The sequence below is a fragment of the Nesterenkonia sp. NBAIMH1 genome (assembly GCF_007922635.1).
Taxonomy (GTDB): domain Bacteria; phylum Actinomycetota; class Actinomycetes; order Actinomycetales; family Micrococcaceae; genus Nesterenkonia; species Nesterenkonia pannonica.
Window position 1 is genome coordinate 2,192,105 of record NZ_CP042335.1, and the last position, 19,541, is coordinate 2,211,645.

Below are 19,541 nucleotides of genomic sequence, written 5' to 3' on the forward strand. Positions count from 1 at the left end.
GGCGGCCCCGCTCAGCGCAGGAAGAGCTTCTGCATTCGGTAGGTCGTCACGGTGAGCCCCACCCCGATCATCGCCAGGTAGTAGCCCACGTGCACCAGGCTCATGGGGCCGAAGTCCCAGAAGGCGATGTGGCGCATCAGTTCCACGCCGTGCCAGAGCGGAAGCACCTGGATGAGCCGCTGGGCGAGCTCCGGGTACACCTCAATGGGGAAGAGGGTTGCGGAGAATAGGAACATGGGCAGCATGAGGACCATGAGCCAGTCGAGCTGCTGGAAGCGGGTCATGAAGGTGGTGACCGCCATGCCCACAGCGGCGAACCCGAGGGCGATGAGCAGCGACGCTGCGAGCATCAGCACCGCCGCCAGAGGATCGACCAGCCCGGCGACCAGCAGCACCGCCAGGAACCCGCCGGCGTAGATCGCCCCCCGGAACAGGGCGAGCAGAATCTCGCCCAGGGTGAGGTCCAGCGGGCCCAAGGACGTGGCGATCATGGTCCGGTACAGCTTGGTGATCCGAAGCTTGAAGAACACGTTCACCGTCGAGTCGAACACAGCGCCGTTCATGGCTGACACCGCCAGCAGGGCGGGAGCGATGAACGCGGCGTAGGAGACGGTCTCCCCGTTGACCTCGAACCCTTCGCCGAGCATCGGGGAGACCCCGAGGCCGAAGGAGGTCAGGAAGAGCACCGGCTCGAGGAAGCCTGCGAAGAAGATCAGCTTCCGGCCGCTCCTGATGGCTGAGAGGCCCCGCTCGAAGACCGCCCTGACGTTGCCGGAGTACAGGTTGGAGGCGAAGCCGGTGCGGACGGTGACCGTCGGTGCTGCGCCGGTCTCCTGCTCCCTCCGGTCCTGGGCTGCGACCTTGGCCTCACGCTTGGCGTCCGCGCCGGCCCCCGGGACCCTGCCGCGCCACTCGTCGTAGCCGAGGCGGGCGGTGTAGACCCGCTGGACGATCAGCCAGCCCAGCAGGATCATGACGACGAGGTACGCGGCGTGGACGACGATGAGCCACACCGGTGTGGGCTGCCCGAAGGACAGGACCCGTCCCAGCTCGTTGGCATGCCACAGGGGAGAGAGCCATCCCAGCATCTGAAGGGGCAGCGGCAGGTTGGTCAGCGGGTAGAACGTTCCCGAGAAGAGGAACAGCGGCATCACGACGAAGCGCTGAATGAGTGCGATGCGTCCCCTGTCGTCGCGAAGGGCCGCCACGTAGGCCATGATCGGCAGCCCGAGGGCCAGACCGCCCATGGATGCGGTCAGCACCTGAAGGAATGCCCACGGGGAGGCCAGCACCCCGAAGGCGAGCATGACAGTCAGGAACACCGCCGAGTGCAGCAGGAACCTCACGCAGACGGCGCAGATGTGGCCGGCGGCGATCTGACGGGGAGTGAGCGGAGTAGCCTGCGCGGCGTAGTACCCGCGGCGCCACTTGAACCCCTCCATCACCGGGAAGGTCATCTCGATGGCACCGGACATCATCAGCGTGGCGGCGAGGATCCCCGGTGCGATGTACATCAGATAGGAGTCGGCGCCGTATTCGGCGAAGCTGGTTCCCTGGCCCACCAGAGCGCCGAGCCCCAGGCCCATGGCAACGATGTAGATGATGGGGTTGGCGACGGAGGCGAACAGGATCACGCTCGCATAGGCCCGCATCGAACGCAGCACCCGTTCGGTCATGAACAGCACCCCGCGCACCGAGGCGGCGCGGCCGAGGGCGTCCTTGTCCGCGGCCGGGGACGGCTCAGCCTGGCGGGGCCGGACCGGCCGCTCAGTCAACGAGCGTCCTTCCCGTCAGGCGCAGGAAGACATCCTCCAGCGATGACCGTCGGATCAATGAGGTCACGGGTCTGCGCCCGGTGCTGTGGATCCGTTCGAGGGCAGCCTCCGCATCGGCGGCGTAGGCCAGCAGGCGGTCGGGGAGCACTTCGATGTGGCTGAAGCCGATCGCAGCGTCCGTCAGGACGGGCTCGAGCTCGGCCGCGAGCTCGCTGTTCCGATCCATGCCGAACCGCAGCTCGAGGACCTCTCGCGTCGAATGCTCTCTGATGAGGCCCTGCGGGGAGCCCTCGGCCATGATCTGGCCGTGGTCCACCACGATGAGCCGTTCGCAGAGCTGCTCCGCCTCCTCCATATGATGCGTGGTGAGCACCAGGGTGGTCCCACGTTCGCGAAGCCGGAAGAGCCGGTCCCAGAGCACGTGCCGCGCCTGCGGGTCCAGGCCGGTCGTCGGCTCATCGAGCAGAAGGATGTCGGGGTCGTTCACCAGTGCTCGGGCGATGGTGAGGCGGCGCTTCATCCCTCCCGAGAGATCCTCGACCCGGGACGATGCTTTGCGCGTGAGCTGGGCGAACTCGAGCAGCTCGTCCGCCTTGGAGGTCAGGTATCGGCGCGGCAGTCCGAAGAACCTGCCGTACATGATGATGTTCTCTCGGACCGTCAGCTCCTCGTCCAGGTTGTCCTGCTGGGGAATCACGCCCAGGCGCGCCCGCACCTGCGGGCCCTCACGCTGCGGATCGAGTCCGGCGACCGTCATGGACCCGGAGGTTCGGGAGGCCACTGCGGCGATCATGCGCATGGTGGTGGACTTCCCTGCTCCGTTGGGACCGAGGAGCCCGAATGACTCGCCGGATGCCACGGAGAAGCTGATGCCGTCCACTGCGGTGAAGTCGCCGTAGCGCTTCACCAGGTTCTCGGCGGCGATGGCTGGCGACGGGAAGGCTGAGTCTGGCACGCCCGCCAGCTTAGCGCGCAGGGCCGAGGGACACTGTCGCGAGGAGGACGTCTTCATATGCGGAGCGGTCGCGGACGTTCATCCTTGAGGGTGATGTGCAGAGGGTCCTCATCCGGAAGACTGACAGGCATGACGCAAACCCTCCCTGGAACCGACTCCGCACGAGACGGCGAACCCATCCTGGAAACAGAGAATCTGGTCAAGGTGTACGGCCGCGGCGAGACTCGCTTCGACGCCCTGAAAGGCCTGACCTTCGGCATTCAGCAGGGCGAGTCCGTCGCCATCGTCGGCAAGTCCGGCTCCGGCAAGTCCACCCTGATGCACCTGCTGGCGCTGCTGGACCAGCCCAGCGCGGGAGTCGTTGCCCTGCGCGGCGAGCCCGTCAGCGGCCTCAAGGCCAAGGAGGTTTCCCAGCTGAGGAACAGAACCTTCGGCTTCGTCTTCCAGCAGTTCTTCCTCAACCCCCATCAGACGGTGCTCGAGAATGTGACCCTTCCCCTGAAGATCGCAGGAGTGGGCAAAGCTGAGCGCAACGAGCAGGGGATGCGCGTCCTCGAGCAGCTGGACATGGGCGCCAAGGCCAAGAACAGGGCCACCACGCTGTCGGGCGGTCAGAAGCAGCGCGCCTGCATCGCACGGGCCCTCATCAACAGCCCCAGCGTGCTCTTCGCCGATGAGCCCACGGGCAACCTCGACTCAGCCACAGGCGACGTCGTCGAAGACATCCTCTTCGGACTCCACCGCGACCACGGCATCACTCTGGTGCTGGTGACCCACGACGAGGACCTCGCAGCCAAGTGTCAGCGGCGGCTGATGATGCAGGACGGCGAGATCGTCCGCGAAGAGACCGGCCGAACCGCCCAGGAGGCAGCAGCGTGAAGACTTTCGACCTGATCAGAGCAGCCTTCGGCAACACGCTCCGCGCCAAGATGCGCACCGGCCTGACCGTCGTCGCCATCGTCATCGGCGCCTTCACCCTCACCCTGACCTCGGGTCTGGGAGCGGGGATCAACCAGACCCTCGATCGCATCGTGGCGGGCTTCGGCGAAGACGACGCGATCTATGTCATTCCCTCCTTCGAAGCGGATGCCGAGGAGCAGGACGGCCCCGCTGAGTACGACCCCGACGCCGCCACCGACACCGGGTTCGGCTCGGGCCTCCTCACGGGGGAGGACATGGAATACGTCGAGGACCTCGACGGGGTCACTGGGGTGGACGCCTCCATCGCGGCAGACGCCGACTACCTCGAGACGCAGGGCGGAGACCAGTACCAGCTGCAGCTGGACGACGCGCTCAACGCCCCGCTGGTCGAGCTCGCCGCAGGCAGTATCCCAGCCTCCGACGAAGCGGAGATCACGATCCCCGAGGACTGGCTGACGATCTTCGACACCGACTCTCCGGAGGACGCCATCGGGCAGACGGTCCTGATCGCAGCCAGCAGCGCCATCGGCGAGCAGTCGGATGTCGAGGCGGAGATCGTCGGCGTCACGCAGGGCTCCCTCGCAGGCGTCGGGTTCACCCCCATCCCCTCCGTGGAGCTCACCGAGCAGATCGCTGACATCAACGCCGAAGGCTACGAGGGAGAGCAGCCCGAGGGCTACATGATGGCCGCGCTGCAGATCTCGGACCTGGAGGCATACGAGCAGGACATCAAGGATGCGCTCGACGAGGAGGGCATGATGGGCCTGACCGTCGAGGATCAGATCGCCATGTTCGAAGCCGTGATCGACACCGTGACCTGGGTGCTTTCGGCCTTCGCCCTCATCGCCCTGCTCGCCGCGAGCTTCGGCATCGTCAACACGCTTCTGATGAGCGTCCAGGAGCGCACCCGCGAGATCGGCCTGATGAAGGCGCTCGGCATGTCTTCAGGGCGCGTATTCGGCCTGTTCTCGCTCGAAGCCGTCGTCATCGGCCTCATGGGATCCATCATCGGCATCGCCTCCGGCCTAGTGGTCGGGTTCGCCCTCGACGCTGCCCTGACCGGAGGAGAGGACCCACCGCTGGGGGACTTCGCCGAGCTGAGCCTCTTCGGCCTGAACTTCATGGCGGTCGGAGGCATCTTCGCCCTGATCATCGCGATCGCATTCCTCGCAGGGACGCTTCCTGCCATGCGAGCCGCCCGCAAGGACCCGATCGAGGCGCTTCGCTACGAGTAGTCCCACCGGCCGGATGACGACACAACGAGAGGGAGACATGAGCAAATACGGAACTGAGCCCTATGACCCCGACGCCGCCTACGGCACCGGCGCCCTCACCGAGCCGAACGCGGTGCGCACCCTGAGGGTGCTGGTGCTGGCCATGCTGGCCCTGAGCCTGGCCAGCTACGCACTGATGACGGTATGGATGCTCAGCGACGCCTACCTCGACGGGGTGCTGGCCATGTATGAGGACTTCGGCCTCCCCGCAGACGAGGCCGAAGCCGCTGCCGACGGCGCAGGGGGAGCTGCAGGTGCCATCGTCTCCGCGGCACTGATGGCTGGGCTCTACCTCGTCGTCTACTTCGGACTCAGAGCCGAGCGAAACTGGGCTCGGATCCTGGGCATCGTCTTTGCCATCATCGGCATCGTCTCGGCTGCGGCCACGGGCCTGTTCAGCCTGATGCTCGTGCCGTACTTCGACCTGGACCCGCTCCTTGCGCTGAGCGTGGGGCTGTATGCGCTCCACGCAGTCCTCGTCGTGTGGTGGCTCGTCCTCTCCTTCCGCCGTGAGGTCTCCCACTACCTCCGATTTGCCTGAAGGCCTCACCGTCGACTGCGCTAGTGTGAGCAGGTGACTGAACCAGCAGCAGCGCCTGACCGGCGAGTGCTGGCGGCACTGATGCTGCCGATGTTCGGCTCGCTGCTGAGCATCTCATCGGTGATGGTGGCTCTGCCCGCCATCGAAGAGGGCCTCGGTGCCACCCCATCGGACCTCCAGTGGGTTCTCTCCGGCTACGCGCTCGCCTTCGGCGTGGGCATGGTCCCTGCGGGGCGAGCCGGCGACATCTGGGGCAGGCGCCGCATGTTCCTCATGGGCGTCGCCGTCTTCGGGTGCGCCTCCTTGGGCGCTGCTCTGGCGCCGAGCCCTCTGGTGCTGAACCTCATGCGGTTCATCATGGGGTTCGGCTCATCACTGCTGGTGCCGCAGGTCATCGGAATCATCCAGCAGCTCTTCACGGGCGCTGCCAGGGGGCGGGCCTACGGCATGATGAGCACCGTCATCGGGCTCGGGCTGGCTCTCGGCCCCCTGCTGGCCGGAGTGCTTCTGGAGCTGGGCGACGATCACTTCGCCTGGAGGCTCGTCATGGCGGTGAACGTCCCGGTGGTTGCGGTGGCGCTGGTGCTGGCCTACCTGTGGCTGCCGGTCCCGGCGGGCGACGCCTCCGGTTCGTCCTCGGAGCAGCAGCTCAGAGGAATAGCACGTCTGGATCCTGTCGGGGCGCTCCTGCTCACCGGGTCGATCCTGCTGATCCTTCTGCCCTTCATCCAGTTCCAGAGTCCTGCAGGTGTGGCACTGGCCCTCGCAGGCCTCGGGCTGCTGGGCGTGTGGGTGCTGTGGGAGAGACGAATGGCTCAGCGGAATCCCGCCGCACCTATGGTGGATCTGCGGCTGTTCGCCATTCCCAGCTTCACCTGGAACTCCTCGGTGCTGATCCTCTACTTCGCCGGAATGCCCGCTATGGGCGCGGTGGTCGCTGTGTATGTCCAGCAGGGCATGGGCCACAGCGCGCTGGTCGCGGGACTCGTCACGCTTCCGTCGGCTGTGCTGGTCATGGCGCTGTCCACTCAGGTGGGCCGTCGGGTGGAGCGGCTCGGGCCGCGCATGATGGTCGCCGGCACGACGGCCGCGGTCGTCTCTGCGGCCGCACTCATGGGGGCGGCGCTGCTGATGGGCACACCCGTCTCCTCCGTGTGGTGGATCGTGGCCGGGATGACGATCAACGGGCTCGCCCAGGCGCTCATCATCCCGTCTGCTCAGACGCTGTCTATGCAGGAGGTGCCTGAGCACGTGGCCGGCGCCTCAGCAGGAGTGACCCAGACCGCGCAGCGCATCGTCACCGCCATCGGCCTGGCCGGTGTCACCGGCGTCTACTACGCCGTCGCGGCGGCGCGGGATCAGGAGGCCGGCCTGCTCGCAGCGGCTGCGGCCCTCACCGCGCTCATGACGGCAGCGCTGCTTGCCGCCGCCTTCGCCGCGCGCCGCGCGTCCCGCACATAGCCCGGCCCGGAGGTCCGGGCCGGGAGCTGCGTCAGCGCAGGCGCGTGACCTGCCGCAGGTCCTTGGAGGTGACGTAGTTCGGAGTGCCTGCGAAGATCTCGGCCCGTTCATCGGAGGCCTCCCACTCCCTCTCCGCAGCGGCGAAGTCCTCCGCGCTCCCGGGGCGTGAGACGAACCAGGTGAGCTCGGTCTTCTCATCGTCGAGCCACATGGACTCCACCGTGAATCCTCGGTCCTCCCGAGCCGGAATGACCTTGGTGCGCAGAAACTCTACGAACTGCTCGGCGAGCGCCGGCTCAAGCGTGTAGCGGCGCATCCACGTCGTGCGGTCCTTGGCGGTGTCCGGCGCAATGCCCTCAGGAAGCTCAGTCATGGGTTTCATGCTACTCCCGAGGCTCTGACACAATCGAGGATCATGAGCCAATCTCTGCCCTCCTCGACTCGCGCCGAGGCCGCCATGGCCAATGCCGGCCGGCGCGGCACCGGCATCGTCTTCGCCGTCATGGTGACTGTCCTGCTGGTGGCCCTCCTCTTCGCAGCCAACGAGAACGACATCATCGGATGGATTCTGGTGGCGATCTCTTCGGCGTGGCTCCTCCTCGCCATCATCCTCATCGTGACCTTCCGCCGCGGCGCCCAGAAGTTCGGGGACGCGGTCGACTCGGCCCGGGCCGACGCTGCGGCAAGGAACTCCGAGGCTGCAGGCGGCACGGCTGTGGTCGATGAGGACACTCACTCCCGCAACCTGAAGCTGGACCACTCCTTCAAGATCGTGCAGGTGCAGCGTCGCGTGGTGGCCGCCGAGATCGGAAAGATCTCCCGCGGAGAGCAGGCTGACATGGAGATCGTCGACCGCGCCCTGCAGACCATCCAGTTCACAGCGCACAACGGTCGCGACATGCTCTCCGATGTGACGGGCAGGCAGCCCGACGAGGGGTCCCCGGACGGCGGCCGCGGCGCCTCGGACGAGAACCCAGGAACCATCGAGGGGGACGTGATCCGATGAGCGCCGCGGAAGAGGCCCAGAGCCCCCACATCATCACTGACTCCAAAGCGGCTGGGGCCCTGCGGATCGGAAGCGTCAACGTCAACGGCATCCGTGCTGCCGAGCGCAAGGGGATGGGGGAGTGGCTCGCCCACCGAGAGATCGACATCCTCGCTCTGCAGGAGGTCCGGGCGGACCCGGACACGCTCACCAAGGTCGTCCGCAAGATGGCGGAGGAGGCCGGTGAGGCGGACCCAGAGTCGGCCTGGCACATTCACGAGCACGAAGCCGCCCAGAAGGGCCGGGCAGGGGTTGCCATCCTCTCCCGCCACGCTCCGACGGCCACGCGCACAGGCATCGGGGAGGGTCGCCCGGAGGACGAGGGCCGGTGGCTGGAGGCAGACTACGAGCTCGCCGATGGAACCACACTGACCGTCGTCAGCGTGTACGTGCACTCCGGGGAGGTCGGCACGGAGCGCCAGGATCACAAGATGCGCTTCCTGCAGGACATGCTCGAATATCTGCCCCGACTGGCTGAGCGCAGCGACCACGTGGCTGTGCTGGGCGACCTCAACGTGGGCCACACTGAGCTCGACATCAAGAATTGGAAGGGCAACCGGAAGAACTCCGGCTTCCTTCCGGAGGAGCGCGCCTTCTTCGACCAGTTCTTCGGAGAGGCGGGATACGTCGATGTCGCCCGCCGCCTCGCGGGAGAGGTCGAGGGGCCGTACACGTGGTGGTCCTACCGCGGAAAGGCCTTCGACAATGACACCGGCTGGCGCATCGACTATCAGATGACCACCCCAAGCCTGGCGGATCGAGCGGAGAAGGCCGCGGTGGACCGGGCGTCCGACTACTCGCTGCGGTGGTCGGACCATGCCCCGCTGATCATCGACTACAAGGAGCCGAAATGACTGAGCGCGTGCTGTCAGGCATGCAGCCTTCTGCCGATTCGCTGCACCTGGGCAACTATCTCGGTGCGATGGTCAACTGGGTTCAGCTGCAGGAGTCCTACGACGCCTTCTTCTTCATCCCGGACATGCATGCGATCACGGTGGCCCAGGATCCTGCCGATCTGGCTGAGCGGGTGCGCCGGACGGCTGCGCAGTACATTGCGTGCGGAATCGATCCGGAGCGGTCCACCCTCTTCGTGCAGTCGCACGTGCCGCAGCATGCCCAGCTCGCATGGGTGATGATCTGCCAGACCGGCATGGGTGAGGCCGGCCGCATGACGCAGTTCAAGGACAAGGCCGCCAAGTCCGGCAGCGAGCACGCCGGGGTCGGGCTCTTCACATACCCCATGCTGCAGGCTGCGGACATTCTGCTGTACCAGCCGCACTCGGTGCCGGTCGGCGAGGACCAGAAGCAGCACGTCGAGCTCACTCGAAATCTTGCTCAGCGGTTCAACCACCGGTATGGGGAGACCTTTCGTGTGCCTGAGCTCGCTGTGCCTGCGTCCGGGGCAAGGATCTATGATCTTCAGAACCCCACCGCGAAGATGTCGAAGTCCGGGGAGTCGCCCAACGGTCTGCTCAACCTCATGGACACCGATAAGAAGATGGCGAAGAAGATCAGGTCCGCGGTCACCGATGACGGTTCCGAGATCCGGTTCGACCGTGCAGCCAAGCCCGGAATCTCCAATCTGCTGAGCATTCATTCGGCCCTGTCCGGGAAGGCTCCCTCGGAGCTTGAGGAGGAGTACGCCGGCAGAATGTACGGCCACCTCAAAGTGGAGCTGGCCGAGCTCGTCGTCGAGCGGCTCGGCCCCGTTCGTGACCGCGCCCTGGAGCTTCTCGAGGATCCGGGGGAGCTGGATGCTCTCCTCGCCCGCGGGGCGCAGAAGGCGCGCTCGGCCGCTGAGCCGGTCCTCGCCGAGGTGTACCAGAAGGTGGGGTTCCTTCCCGCCGCCCCGGGTTAGCGAGATGGCATCCTCCGACGACCGCAGTGAAGCGTCGCACGTCTCCTCGCTGCTGGACGCCGCACGTAAGAAGGTCACCAAGCTCGATGAGGGCGAGGAGGCAACGCCTAAGATCGACCCGATCGACCTCGAGGCGCTGAAGAAGGACGAACTGAGGGCGCGTGCGGCGTACATCGGCGCCAAGCGCTCCTCGGGAGTCCTGACCCGTGCAGGGCTGTGGGCCGTGTGGAGGCTCGCGGTGCTTGAGCGAACACGGCTCATGCGGTGTCTGAATCTCTTCCTCTTCCACTACGGCACGGTCATGGCCGCCGGGGCCGCCTACATGATGTTCTTCTCGGTGGCTGCCGTTCTCTTCGCAGGCTTCGGCATCGCCGGACTCGTCATCGGAGGCAACGAGGAGTATCAGGAGCTGATCGTCCGCGGCGTCGACAATGCGGTTCCGGGCGTACTCGACACGGGAGAGGGCGGGCTCGCTGCTCCCGCGGAGCTCTTCAGCACCGAAGGTCTGAATGTCGCCGTGACGCTCTCTCTGCTGGCGGCGGTCGTCACTTCGCTGTCCTGGGTGCACGGACTGCGGGCAGGGATACGAAGCATCTGGGACCGGCCGATCATGGCGGAAAACGTCGTGCTGGTCAAGATTCGTGATCTGGGCATGATGATCCTCCTTGTCGTCGTCGTTCTCTCCTCGGCGGTGATCGGCGTCATCAGCCACGGCTTCATCGACGAGATCTTCGACGTTCTGGACTGGGACGCCGCGGGCGCCACGTATTGGCTTTCCCGCGGAGCCACACTCGCCATCGTGTTCGGACTCGACATGGTCGTCGCATTTCTTCTGATGCGGGTCGCTTCGCGGCTTGTCATTCCGGTGGGGGTGCTGTGGCAGTCAATGCTCATCGCCGGCATCGGTGCGTCTGTGCTGCGTCTTGGCGCCGCCGAGCTCATTGCGCTGGGAGGCGAGGCGGAGAACCCGCTCCTGGGCCCGTTCGCCACCGTCGTCGGACTGTTCTTCTACTTCTATCTCTTCAGCCTCGTCTATCTCCTGGCCGCAAGCTGGGGGGCCATTGCGGCGGCTGAGCATGCCGAGCGCAGGAGGCGCCTGGCGTGAGCTGCCGGAAGGCTCATCAGCACTGCGCACGAACCGTCTTTTTCTACAGCGTGTAGAAGTTAACTATTCGTCCTTGCAGATGAATTACAGCTAAGATGAGCAGGAAACATTTCGCACCCAAGCACGCGACAGAGACGTCGCCGCGTCATCCATGGAGGTTCACCACCGGTGACACAGACAGCTGAAACGAAAGGGGGGGCGCTCGCCAAGCGAGGCACCCTCTACAAGGGACGTGAGGGGATGTGGTCTTGGGTCGGTCACCGCATCACCGGCGTCGGGATCTTCTTCTTCCTTCTGGTCCACGTCCTCGACACCTCCTTGGTGCGCGTCTCTCCTGAGGCGTACAACGCGGTGATCGGAGCGTACAAGCACCCGATCATGATTGCCGGTGAGATCGGACTCGTCGGAGCGATCGTCTTCCACGCGTTCAACGGCCTGCGCATCATACTGGTGGACTTCTGGAAGCAGGGGACCCGTTACCACAAGCAGATGCTGTATGTGGTGCTGGTCCTCTGGCTCGTGACCATGGTGGCGTTCTCCGCTCGCCACCTCATGCTTTTCATCGGTGGGGAGTGAATGCGCCAATGACCGCAGCACCTAACTCTGAAGCAATCCTCCCGGCGCAGGGCATCGAAGCGCCGCGCTCCGGCAAGGTCGACCCGAAGTATCTGCGCAAGGGCTCCTCGCGCGGCAACTTCGAGATGGTCACATGGGTCTTCATGCGCGTCTCCGGCGTGGCACTGGTCGTTCTGATCTTCGTGCACCTCTACACCAACCTGATGGTCGGTCAGGGGATCCACCAGATCGACTTCGCCTTCGTCGCCGGAAAGTGGGCCAACCCCGTTTGGCAGTTCTGGGACCTGACCATGCTCTGGCTGGCCATGCTCCACGGCACCAACGGAATGCGCACCATCGTGAACGACTATGCGGAGAAGGACACCACTCGCATGTGGCTGAAGTCCATCCTGTATGTCTCCACCACGGTCATCATCATTCTGGGCACCATGGTGATCTTCACCTTCGAGCCCTGCCTGGTCGACGACTCGGGCCAGCTGCTGGAGCACGCTCCGAGCTTCTGCCAGAACGTCGTGAACTGACCGACTGCGCACGCATCCCTGATCACCTACGCACCACGAAAAGAGAGCCAGCCTCACTATGCAGGTTCATAAGTACGACGTCGTCATCGTCGGCGCCGGCGGCGCCGGCATGCGCGCTGCCATCGAATCGGGCCAGCGGGCGCACACCGCAGTCCTGACCAAGCTCTACCCCACCCGCTCCCACACCGGCGCCGCCCAGGGCGGCATGTGCGCCGCGCTGGCGAACGTGGAGGAGGACAACTGGGAATGGCACACCTTCGACACCGTCAAGGGCGGTGACTACCTGGTCGACCAGGACGCAGCTGAGGTGATGGCCAAAGAAGCCATCGACGCGGTCCTGGACCTCGAGAAGATGGGCCTGCCGTTCAACCGGACGCCCGAGGGGAAGATCGACCAGAGGCGCTTCGGCGGGCACACTCGAGACCACGGCAAGGCCGCCGTGCGCCGCTCCTGCTACGCCGCTGACCGCACCGGTCACATGATTCTCCAGACGCTGTACCAGAACTGCGTGAAGCACAACGTCGAGTTCTACAACGAGTACTACGTGCTGGACCTCATCACCGTCGAGGAGGACGCAGTCCGCGAGGATGGCACCTCCTACAAGCAGAAGCGCGTTGCAGGCGTCGTCACCTACGACCTCGCCTCAGGTGAGATTCACATCTTCCAGGCCAAGTCCGTGGTCTTCGCCACCGGCGGCCTGGGCAAGATCTACAAGACCACGTCCAACGCCCACACCCTCACCGCCGACGGCATGGCCATCGCCTACCGCGCCGGCATTCCGCTCGAGGACATGGAGTTCGTCCAATTCCATCCCACCGGCCTCGCCGGGCTGGGAATCCTGCTGTCGGAGGCTGCGCGAGGCGAAGGCGGCATCCTGCGCAACAGCGAGGGTGAGCGGTTCATGGAGCGCTACGCCCCCACCATCAAGGACCTCGCGCCGCGCGACATCGTCGCCCGATCCATGGCCAACGAGGTGCGGGAGGGACGAGGCGCGGGTCCGAACAAGGACTACGTCTACCTGGACCTCACCCACCTCGAGCCGGAGCACATCGACGCGAAGCTCCCGGACATCACGGAGTTCGCTCGCACGTATCTCGGCGTTGAGCCCTACACCGAGCCTGTGCCGGTCTTCCCGACCTGCCACTACGCCATGGGCGGCATCCCCACCAACATCAAGGCGGAGGTCCTCCAGGACAACGACACCATCGTCCCTGGCCTCTACGCCGCCGGTGAGGTTGCCTGCGTCTCGGTCCACGGCTCAAACCGCCTCGGCACGAACTCCCTGCTGGACATCAACGTCTTCGGAAAGCGCGCCGGCCTCTACGCAGCTGAGTACGCAAGCGGAGCCGACTTCGTCGAGCTGCCGGAGACTCCGGAGACCTTCGTGACGGATCAGCTGAGCATGCTCCGCGACTCCAGCGGGACGGAACGGGTCGCAGCGATCCGCTCCGAGCTCCAGGAGACCATGGACGCGAACCTTCAGGTGTTCCGGTCCGAGGACACCATCAAGACGGCTCTTGCGGACATCGTGAAGCTCAGGGAGCGCTACGAGCGCATCACCGTGCAGGACAAGGGACGCCGGTTCAACCTCGACCTCCTCGAGGCCCTGGAGCTTGGCTTCCTGCTCGACATGGCCGAGGTCACGGCCGTGGCGGCGCTGCACCGCAAGGAGTCCCGCGGCGGCCACTACCGCGAAGACTTTCCCGAGCGCGACGACGACAACTTCATGAAGCACACCATGCTCTACAAGGATCCCGAGGCTGAGACCGAGGGAGTCAAGGGCATGCGCTTCGACACCAAACCCGTGACCTTCACCCGCTATGAGCCGATGGAGCGTAAGTACTGATGAGCACTCCCACTGTTGAGCAGGAACCAGCAAGCAAGGTAGAGCTCGGCGAATCCGCCGGCGGCGCTGGTGCCGTCGAATCGTTCACCGTCAACCTTCAAGTCCGCCGCTACGACCCCGAATTCTCAGAGGATGCCCGTTGGGACACCTGGGAAGTCACCATGCACGGCACCGACCGTGTGCTGGACGCCCTCCACAAGGTCAAGTGGGAGATCGACGGTTCGCTGACGTTCCGCCGCTCATGCGCCCACGGCATCTGCGGATCCGACGCCATGCGGATCAACGGACGCAACCGGCTGGCGTGCAAGACCCTTCTGAAGGATCTCGACACGTCCAAGCCGGTCATCGTGGAGCCCATCAAGGGCCTCCCGGTGGAGAAGGACCTGATCGTGGACATGGAGCCCTTCTTCCAGTCCTACCGCGAGGTCATGCCCTTCCTGGTGGCGAACACCCCCGCGCCCACGGCGGAGCGCCTGCAGTCGCCCGAAGAGCGTCAGCGCTTCGACGACACCACCAAGTGCATCCTCTGCGCCGCCTGCACGAGCTCCTGCCCTGTGTTCTGGACCGACGGCCAGTACTTCGGCCCCGCAGCGATCGTGAATGCGCACCGATTCATCTTCGACTCTCGCGACGACGCCGGCGATATGCGCCTCGAGGTCCTCAACGACAAAGAGGGCGTGTGGCGCTGCCGCACCACGTTCAACTGCACGGACGCATGTCCTCGCGGCATCGAAGTGACCAAAGCGATCCAAGAGGTGAAGACCGCCGTCATCACCAGGAGCCTCTAGTCACGGCAGCAGGCTGCGACACCGCCTGATCGCCGCATCCGAGCTGCAGAGCGCGTGAAGCACAGATGAAGGGGAGCACCTCGCCGGAGGTGCTCCCCTTCATCTGCATCGGGGAGCCGTCTCGGGGGATACGCTAGTGGGCGTGACTTCGACAGATCCTCTCTCCCGGTTCCATGCCGTGATCCCCGCCGGCGGGGTGGGCACACGGCTGTGGCCGCTCTCTCGGGCGGACGCGCCCAAGTTCCTCCACGACCTGACCGGCTCCGGAACCACGCTCATCCGCTCCACCTACGAGCGGCTGAGCCCATTGGCGAAAGACCGGGTCATGGTCGTCACCGGGCTCAAGCACGCCGAGGCCGTCACCCGCCAGATTCCGGAGCTGCAGAGCAACGATCTGGTGCTGGAGCCTGAGCCCAAAGACTCCGCGGCCGCCATCGGCCTCGCCGCAGCGATCCTCGCCCAGCGCGATCCCAACATCATCATGGGCTCCTTCGCCGCAGACCAGGTCATCGCCCCGGTCGATGACTTCCAGGACGCAGTGCGCGAGGCGGTGACGACGGCAGCCACGGGAAAGATCGTCACCATCGGGATCAAGCCCACCCACCCCTCAACAGGCTTCGGATACATCCGTCAGGGACCCGCCTACCCAGTGGAGGGAGCCCCTCACGCCCACCATGTGGCGGAATTCGTGGAGAAGCCCGAGCAGCATCTCGCCGATGAGTACGTAGCCTCCGGGGACTACCTCTGGAACGCCGGCATGTTTGTGGCGCCGGTCGGTCTGCTGCTGCAGCACCTGAAGGATGCCGAGCCTGAGCTGCACGCAGGGCTGACGCGCATCGCCGCAGCGTGGAACACCGAAGCCCAGGACCTCGCCCTCGCCCGGGTCTGGCCCACACTGCCGAAGATCGCCATCGACTATGCCGTCGCCGAACCGGCCTCCGCCGCCGGCGACGTGGCGGTCATCCCCGGAGACTTCACCTGGGACGACGTGGGGGACTTCGCGGCCATCGCCCGCCTGAACCCCGCCAGCCACCAAGAGGGCATGACAGTGATCGGCGCCAAGGCCCGGGTCTACTCCGAGGACTCCACCGGGATCGTGGTGGCGGACACCAACCGGGTCGTCGCCCTCATCGGGGTGGAGGACATCGTCGTGGTCGACACCGGCGATGCCCTCCTTGTGACGAACACCAGCCATGCGCAGAACGTGAAGCAAGCAGTGCAGGCGCTCAAGGACAAGGGAGACTCCGATGTCCTCTGAGACCAGCGCCGAAGCGATCATCGAGGAGCTCGAGCCGCAGCTCATCAGCTTTCGCCGGGACCTCCATGCCCACCCGGAGCTGTCGTGGAAGGAAGTGCGCACCACTGCCCAGATTCGCGGAACGCTCGAGGCGGCAGGTCTCTCCCCGCAGCTCCTGCCGGAGACCACCGGGCTCTACGTGGACGTCGGGCCCGCGGACGCTCCCTTTGCCGCAGGCTTCCGCGGCGACATCGACGCGCTGCCCATCACCGAGGCCACCAAGCTGCCCTACGCTTCTGCCGAGGACGGCGTCGCCCACGCGTGCGGGCACGATATCCATGCCACCGTCATGGTGGGCCTGGCCCTCGCCCTGAAGCGCCTCCACGCCGAGGACCGCCTCACCCACCGCGTGCGGGTGCTGTTCCAGCCCGCCGAGGAGAAGTTCCCCGGCGGAGCCCAGGAGATCGTCAAGCAGGGTCTGCTGGAGCCGCTTCCTCGCATCTTCGCCCTGCACTGCGACCCGAAGCTGACGGTGGGCGCCATCGGCACCAGAATCGGTCCCATCACCTCAGCCGGGGATCTGGTGCGCATCGAAGTCTCAGGCCGTGGAGGGCACACCTCACGTCCGCACCTGACCGAAGATGTCATCGGGGCGCTCGGGCACATCGCCACCGTCGTGCCCGCCGTGCTGTCACGACGCATCGACATCCGATCCGGGGTCTCCCTGGTGTGGGGCCATATCGAAGCGGGCAGCGCGGCCAACGCCATCCCCTCCACCGGCGCCCTCCACGGAACGATGAGAATTCTGGACGTCGAGGCCTGGCGGGAGGCCGGCGGTGTGCTGGCCTCCATCGTGCAGCAGGCCGCCGCGGCCTATGGCGTGGACGTCTCCCTCGATCACGTCCGCGGCGTCCCGCCCGTGCAGAACGCTGAGGCGGAGACGGCGCTGCTGGACCGCGTCGCCAAAGAGGTCCTCGGAGACGCCGGACTCACCCTCGCCGAACAGTCCATGGGAGGGGAAGACTTCGGATGGATGACCCAAGCCGTCCCCGGATCCATGTTCAGGCTGGGCACCATGACTCCCGAGGGCGAGCTCTACGACCTCCACCGCGGGGACTACGCCCCCGATGAGCGGGCCATCGGAGCGGGCCTGCGCGTCATGGTCGGAGCCGCTCAGGCCTCCATGGAGGAGCAGGATCGTGGCTGACGTGGAGTTTGAGGGCCTGGTCCAAGCCGCCCAAGAAGCGATGAGCGCCGCCTACGCCCCCTACTCGCGCTACCCGGTCGGAGCCGCAGCCCTGACCGACAGCGGCCAGGTGGTGACGGGCTGCAACGTGGAGAACGCCAGCTACGGCGTCGGTCTGTGCGCCGAGTGCACCCTGGTCGGTCAGCTCCAGCTCAGCGGCGGCGGAAGGATCGTCGCCTTCGTCTGCGTCAACAGCGCCGGAGAGATCATCATGCCGTGCGGGCGGTGCAGGCAGCTCCTCAATGAGTTCGCCGCGCCCAGCCTGCGCATTCTTACCCCGCGGGGAGTGCGCTCCTGGGAGCAGGTCCTGCCCCAGCCGTTCGGCCCCGCAGACCTGGAGGAGACGCATTGACTGCCCACGATCAGCACGACGCTGTTGACCTGATCCGCGCCAAACGCGACGGCGGCACCCTGACCGGCGAGCAGATCAGCTGGCTGATCCGCGCATACACCGACGGGACGGTGGCGGATGAGCAGATGAGCGCCCTAGCCATGGCCGTCCTGCTGCGCGGGATGAGCCGCGCTGAGATATCCCAGTGGACCGGCGCCATGATCGCGTCCGGCGAGCGTATGGACTTCAGCGGACTGCGGGCGGCCGACGGCACACGTCGGCTCACCGCCGACAAGCACTCCACCGGCGGCGTAGGGGACAAGATCACACTGCCCCTGGCCCCGCTGGTCGCCAGCTTCGGCGTTCCTGTCCCGCAGCTCTCCGGGCGCGGGCTCGGCCACACCGGAGGCACTCTGGACAAGCTGGAGTCCATTCCCGGGTGGCGGGCCCACCTGACCAACGAGGAGATCAACGATCAGCTGGATCAGGTGGGTGCGGTCATCTGCGCCGCAGGCTCAGGCCTGGCTCCAGCGGACAAGAAGCTCTACGCCCTCCGCGACGTCACCGGCACCGTAGAGTCGATCCCACTGATCGCCAGCTCCATCATGTCCAAGAAGATCGCCGAGGGCACGGATGCTCTGGTCCTGGACGTGAAGACCGGAGCTGGAGCGTTCATGAAGACTCGCGACGACGCGCAGGAGCTCGCACGCACGATGGTCGCGCTGGGCACCGATGCCGGCGTGAGAACCACTGCCCTGATCACGCGCATGGACACGCCTCTGGGCCTGACCGCCGGCAACGCCGTGGAGGTGGAGGAGTCCGTCGAGGTGCTCGCCGGGGGAGGGCCGGCAGATGTCGTGGAGCTCACGCTCGCACTGGCCCGAGAGATGCTGCTGAGCGCGGGAGTCGACGCGGATCCTGCGGAGCACCTCTTCAACGGCCGGGCCATGGATTCCTGGAAGCAGATGATCCGCGCTCAGGGAGGCGACCCGGAGAGCCCGCTGCCGCAGGCCAAGCATTCCCACACCGTCACCGCCTCAGAGTCAGGGGTGTTGGCGCGCCTCGACGCCTACTCCGTGGGCGTTGCAGCCTGGAGGCTCGGCGCCGGGAGAGCCCGCAAGGAGGACCCTGTCCAAGCGGCGGCGGGCGTGCGCATGCATGCCAAGCCCGGCCAAAGGGTCACGGCGGGGCAGCCCCTGCTGACCCTCACCACGGATGATGAGCCGCGCATCGCTCGAGCCGAAGCAGCTCTGGAGGGAGCGTGGGAGATCACCGGCACGGCAGACCAGCCGGAGCCGCTGGTGACGGCGCGCATCACCGCAGCCGATCTCTGAGGGACGCTGAGCCGTGAGAATCTTCGAATTCCTGGACTCCCTGCAGGAGTGGGTGCTCGACGCCGCCTCGGGATGGTGGACGCTGCTCGGCCTCTTCGGGTTCGTGACCGTCAACGGGTTCTTCCCGCCCCTGCCCTCGGACTCCCTGATCATCGCGCTCGGCTCCGTCCAGGATCAGCCCGGGACCCCGTGGTGGCCGTGGGTCATCATGACGGCCGGTGCGGCTGCGATCCTGGGGGACATCGTGGCGTATCGGCTCGGCCGGGCCATCGGAACGGATCGCTTCCGGTGGATGCGGCGCCCTGCCATGCAGCGAACTCTGGCATGGGCCAGGCATGGGCTGGACAAGCGCGGAGTGCCGGTGATCTTCGTCGGCCGCTTCATCCCCGGCGCCCGCGTGGGCATCAACTTCGTGGCGGGGTCGACCGGCTACTCGCTGCCGCGCTTCGTCCTGATCGACTCCGTCGCGTCCCTGCTGTGGGCTTCGTGGCTCGTGACCCTGGGCGCTGTGGGAGATGCCATCTTTGGGCACATGCTGCTGGCGATGGTGGTCGGCATAGCCTTCGCCGTCGTGGTCGGCCTGGTCTGCGAGCGGATCTTCTCCTGGATCACCCGGTGGTTGGACCGCCGCGGCGTGCATCTGGATCCCGAGGGGTATCAGGACACCTCAGCCATCGACCTGCCTCCGCCGGTGCGCCTGCGCCGGCACCGTGAGGATGAGGAGTGA

General features: G+C 66.1%; 20 protein-coding genes. 17 read left to right on the plus strand and 3 right to left on the minus strand.

Annotation, left to right across the window (positions count from 1 at the left end; translation table 11 throughout):
* Positions 1-11: 11 nt before the first annotated feature.
* Both FS388_RS10500 and FS388_RS10505 read right to left on the minus strand, forming a co-directional pair.
* Entirely contained in the window at positions 12-1,775 is a 1,764-nt protein-coding gene (locus FS388_RS10500; RefSeq protein WP_146341370.1) for an ABC transporter permease, read from the minus strand.
* On the minus strand, positions 1,768-2,739 hold the full coding sequence (locus tag FS388_RS10505) for an ABC transporter ATP-binding protein (protein ID WP_246836371.1): 972 nt from the start codon (positions 2,737-2,739) through the stop codon (positions 1,768-1,770). The genes FS388_RS10500 and FS388_RS10505 overlap by 8 nt, the downstream gene beginning before the upstream one ends.
* A gap of 120 nt (positions 2,740-2,859) precedes the next feature.
* Here FS388_RS10505 and FS388_RS10510 point away from each other — a divergent pair, with 120 nt between their 5' ends.
* From FS388_RS10510 to FS388_RS10525, 4 genes are read left to right on the plus strand one after another with little or no spacing between them, the layout of a single operon-like run.
* Complete coding sequence (locus tag FS388_RS10510) at positions 2,860-3,609, plus strand: ABC transporter ATP-binding protein (RefSeq protein ID WP_146341372.1); 750 nt, start codon at positions 2,860-2,862, stop codon at positions 3,607-3,609.
* Positions 3,606-4,886 (plus strand): ABC transporter permease, encoded by a 1,281-nt coding sequence (locus FS388_RS10515; protein ID WP_246836191.1) that lies wholly within the window; start codon positions 3,606-3,608, stop codon positions 4,884-4,886. Before FS388_RS10510 ends, FS388_RS10515 begins: the two co-directional genes overlap by 4 nt.
* Before the next feature lie 37 nt (positions 4,887-4,923).
* Entirely contained in the window at positions 4,924-5,466 is a 543-nt protein-coding gene (locus FS388_RS10520; RefSeq protein WP_146341373.1) for a hypothetical protein, read from the plus strand.
* Positions 5,467-5,499: 33 nt separating this feature from the next.
* Positions 5,500-6,927 carry an MFS transporter gene (locus FS388_RS10525; protein WP_146341374.1) on the plus strand — a complete coding sequence of 476 codons (1,428 nt, stop codon included), beginning with the start codon at positions 5,500-5,502 and terminating at the stop codon, positions 6,925-6,927.
* A 31-nt stretch (positions 6,928-6,958) separates the two neighbouring features.
* Here FS388_RS10525 and FS388_RS10530 read toward each other — a convergent pair whose 3' ends face one another.
* On the minus strand, positions 6,959-7,300 hold the full coding sequence (locus tag FS388_RS10530; RefSeq protein WP_146341375.1) for a hypothetical protein: 342 nt from the start codon (positions 7,298-7,300) through the stop codon (positions 6,959-6,961).
* Between the two features lie 42 nt (positions 7,301-7,342).
* On the opposite strand from FS388_RS10530, the gene FS388_RS10535 reads away from it, so the two are divergent.
* From FS388_RS10535 to FS388_RS10595, 13 genes are all read left to right on the plus strand, one after another.
* The gene (locus FS388_RS10535; RefSeq protein WP_146341376.1) at positions 7,343-7,933 is read left to right on the plus strand and encodes a hypothetical protein; all 591 of its coding nucleotides are present in this window, start codon (positions 7,343-7,345) and stop codon (positions 7,931-7,933) included.
* Positions 7,930-8,826 carry an exodeoxyribonuclease III gene (locus FS388_RS10540; protein ID WP_146341377.1) on the plus strand — a complete coding sequence of 299 codons (897 nt, stop codon included), beginning with the start codon at positions 7,930-7,932 and terminating at the stop codon, positions 8,824-8,826. The genes FS388_RS10535 and FS388_RS10540 overlap by 4 nt, the downstream gene beginning before the upstream one ends.
* Entirely contained in the window at positions 8,823-9,830 is a 1,008-nt protein-coding gene (trpS, locus tag FS388_RS10545) for a tryptophan--tRNA ligase (protein ID WP_146341378.1), read from the plus strand. The genes FS388_RS10540 and trpS overlap by 4 nt, the downstream gene beginning before the upstream one ends.
* Before the next feature lie 4 nt (positions 9,831-9,834).
* Positions 9,835-10,935, plus strand: coding sequence for a YihY/virulence factor BrkB family protein (locus tag FS388_RS10550; protein WP_168198688.1), 1,101 nt, complete (start codon positions 9,835-9,837; stop codon positions 10,933-10,935).
* 168 nt (positions 10,936-11,103) lie between these two features.
* Entirely contained in the window at positions 11,104-11,511 is a 408-nt protein-coding gene (gene sdhC / locus FS388_RS10555) for a succinate dehydrogenase, cytochrome b556 subunit (RefSeq protein WP_256369549.1), read from the plus strand.
* Between the two features lie 8 nt (positions 11,512-11,519).
* Complete coding sequence (locus tag FS388_RS10560; RefSeq protein WP_146341380.1) at positions 11,520-12,032, plus strand: succinate dehydrogenase hydrophobic membrane anchor subunit; 513 nt, start codon at positions 11,520-11,522, stop codon at positions 12,030-12,032.
* Positions 12,033-12,090: 58 nt separating this feature from the next.
* Positions 12,091-13,878, plus strand: a complete 1,788-nt coding sequence (gene sdhA, locus FS388_RS10565; protein WP_146341381.1) for a succinate dehydrogenase flavoprotein subunit — start codon at positions 12,091-12,093, stop codon at positions 13,876-13,878.
* Positions 13,878-14,666, plus strand: coding sequence for a succinate dehydrogenase iron-sulfur subunit (locus FS388_RS10570; RefSeq protein ID WP_146341382.1), 789 nt, complete (start codon positions 13,878-13,880; stop codon positions 14,664-14,666). The genes sdhA and FS388_RS10570 overlap by 1 nt, the downstream gene beginning before the upstream one ends.
* Positions 14,667-14,808: 142 nt before the next feature.
* Entirely contained in the window at positions 14,809-15,924 is a 1,116-nt protein-coding gene (locus tag FS388_RS10575; RefSeq protein WP_146341383.1) for a mannose-1-phosphate guanylyltransferase, read from the plus strand.
* Positions 15,914-17,110 carry an amidohydrolase gene (locus FS388_RS10580; protein WP_146341384.1) on the plus strand — a complete coding sequence of 399 codons (1,197 nt, stop codon included), beginning with the start codon at positions 15,914-15,916 and terminating at the stop codon, positions 17,108-17,110. The genes FS388_RS10575 and FS388_RS10580 overlap by 11 nt, the downstream gene beginning before the upstream one ends.
* Positions 17,103-17,501, plus strand: a complete 399-nt coding sequence (locus FS388_RS10585; protein ID WP_146341385.1) for a cytidine deaminase — start codon at positions 17,103-17,105, stop codon at positions 17,499-17,501. The genes FS388_RS10580 and FS388_RS10585 overlap by 8 nt, the downstream gene beginning before the upstream one ends.
* Positions 17,498-18,814, plus strand: coding sequence for a thymidine phosphorylase (locus FS388_RS10590; protein ID WP_146341386.1), 1,317 nt, complete (start codon positions 17,498-17,500; stop codon positions 18,812-18,814). The genes FS388_RS10585 and FS388_RS10590 overlap by 4 nt, the downstream gene beginning before the upstream one ends.
* Before the next feature lie 13 nt (positions 18,815-18,827).
* Positions 18,828-19,541, plus strand: a complete 714-nt coding sequence (locus FS388_RS10595; protein ID WP_146341387.1) for a DedA family protein — start codon at positions 18,828-18,830, stop codon at positions 19,539-19,541.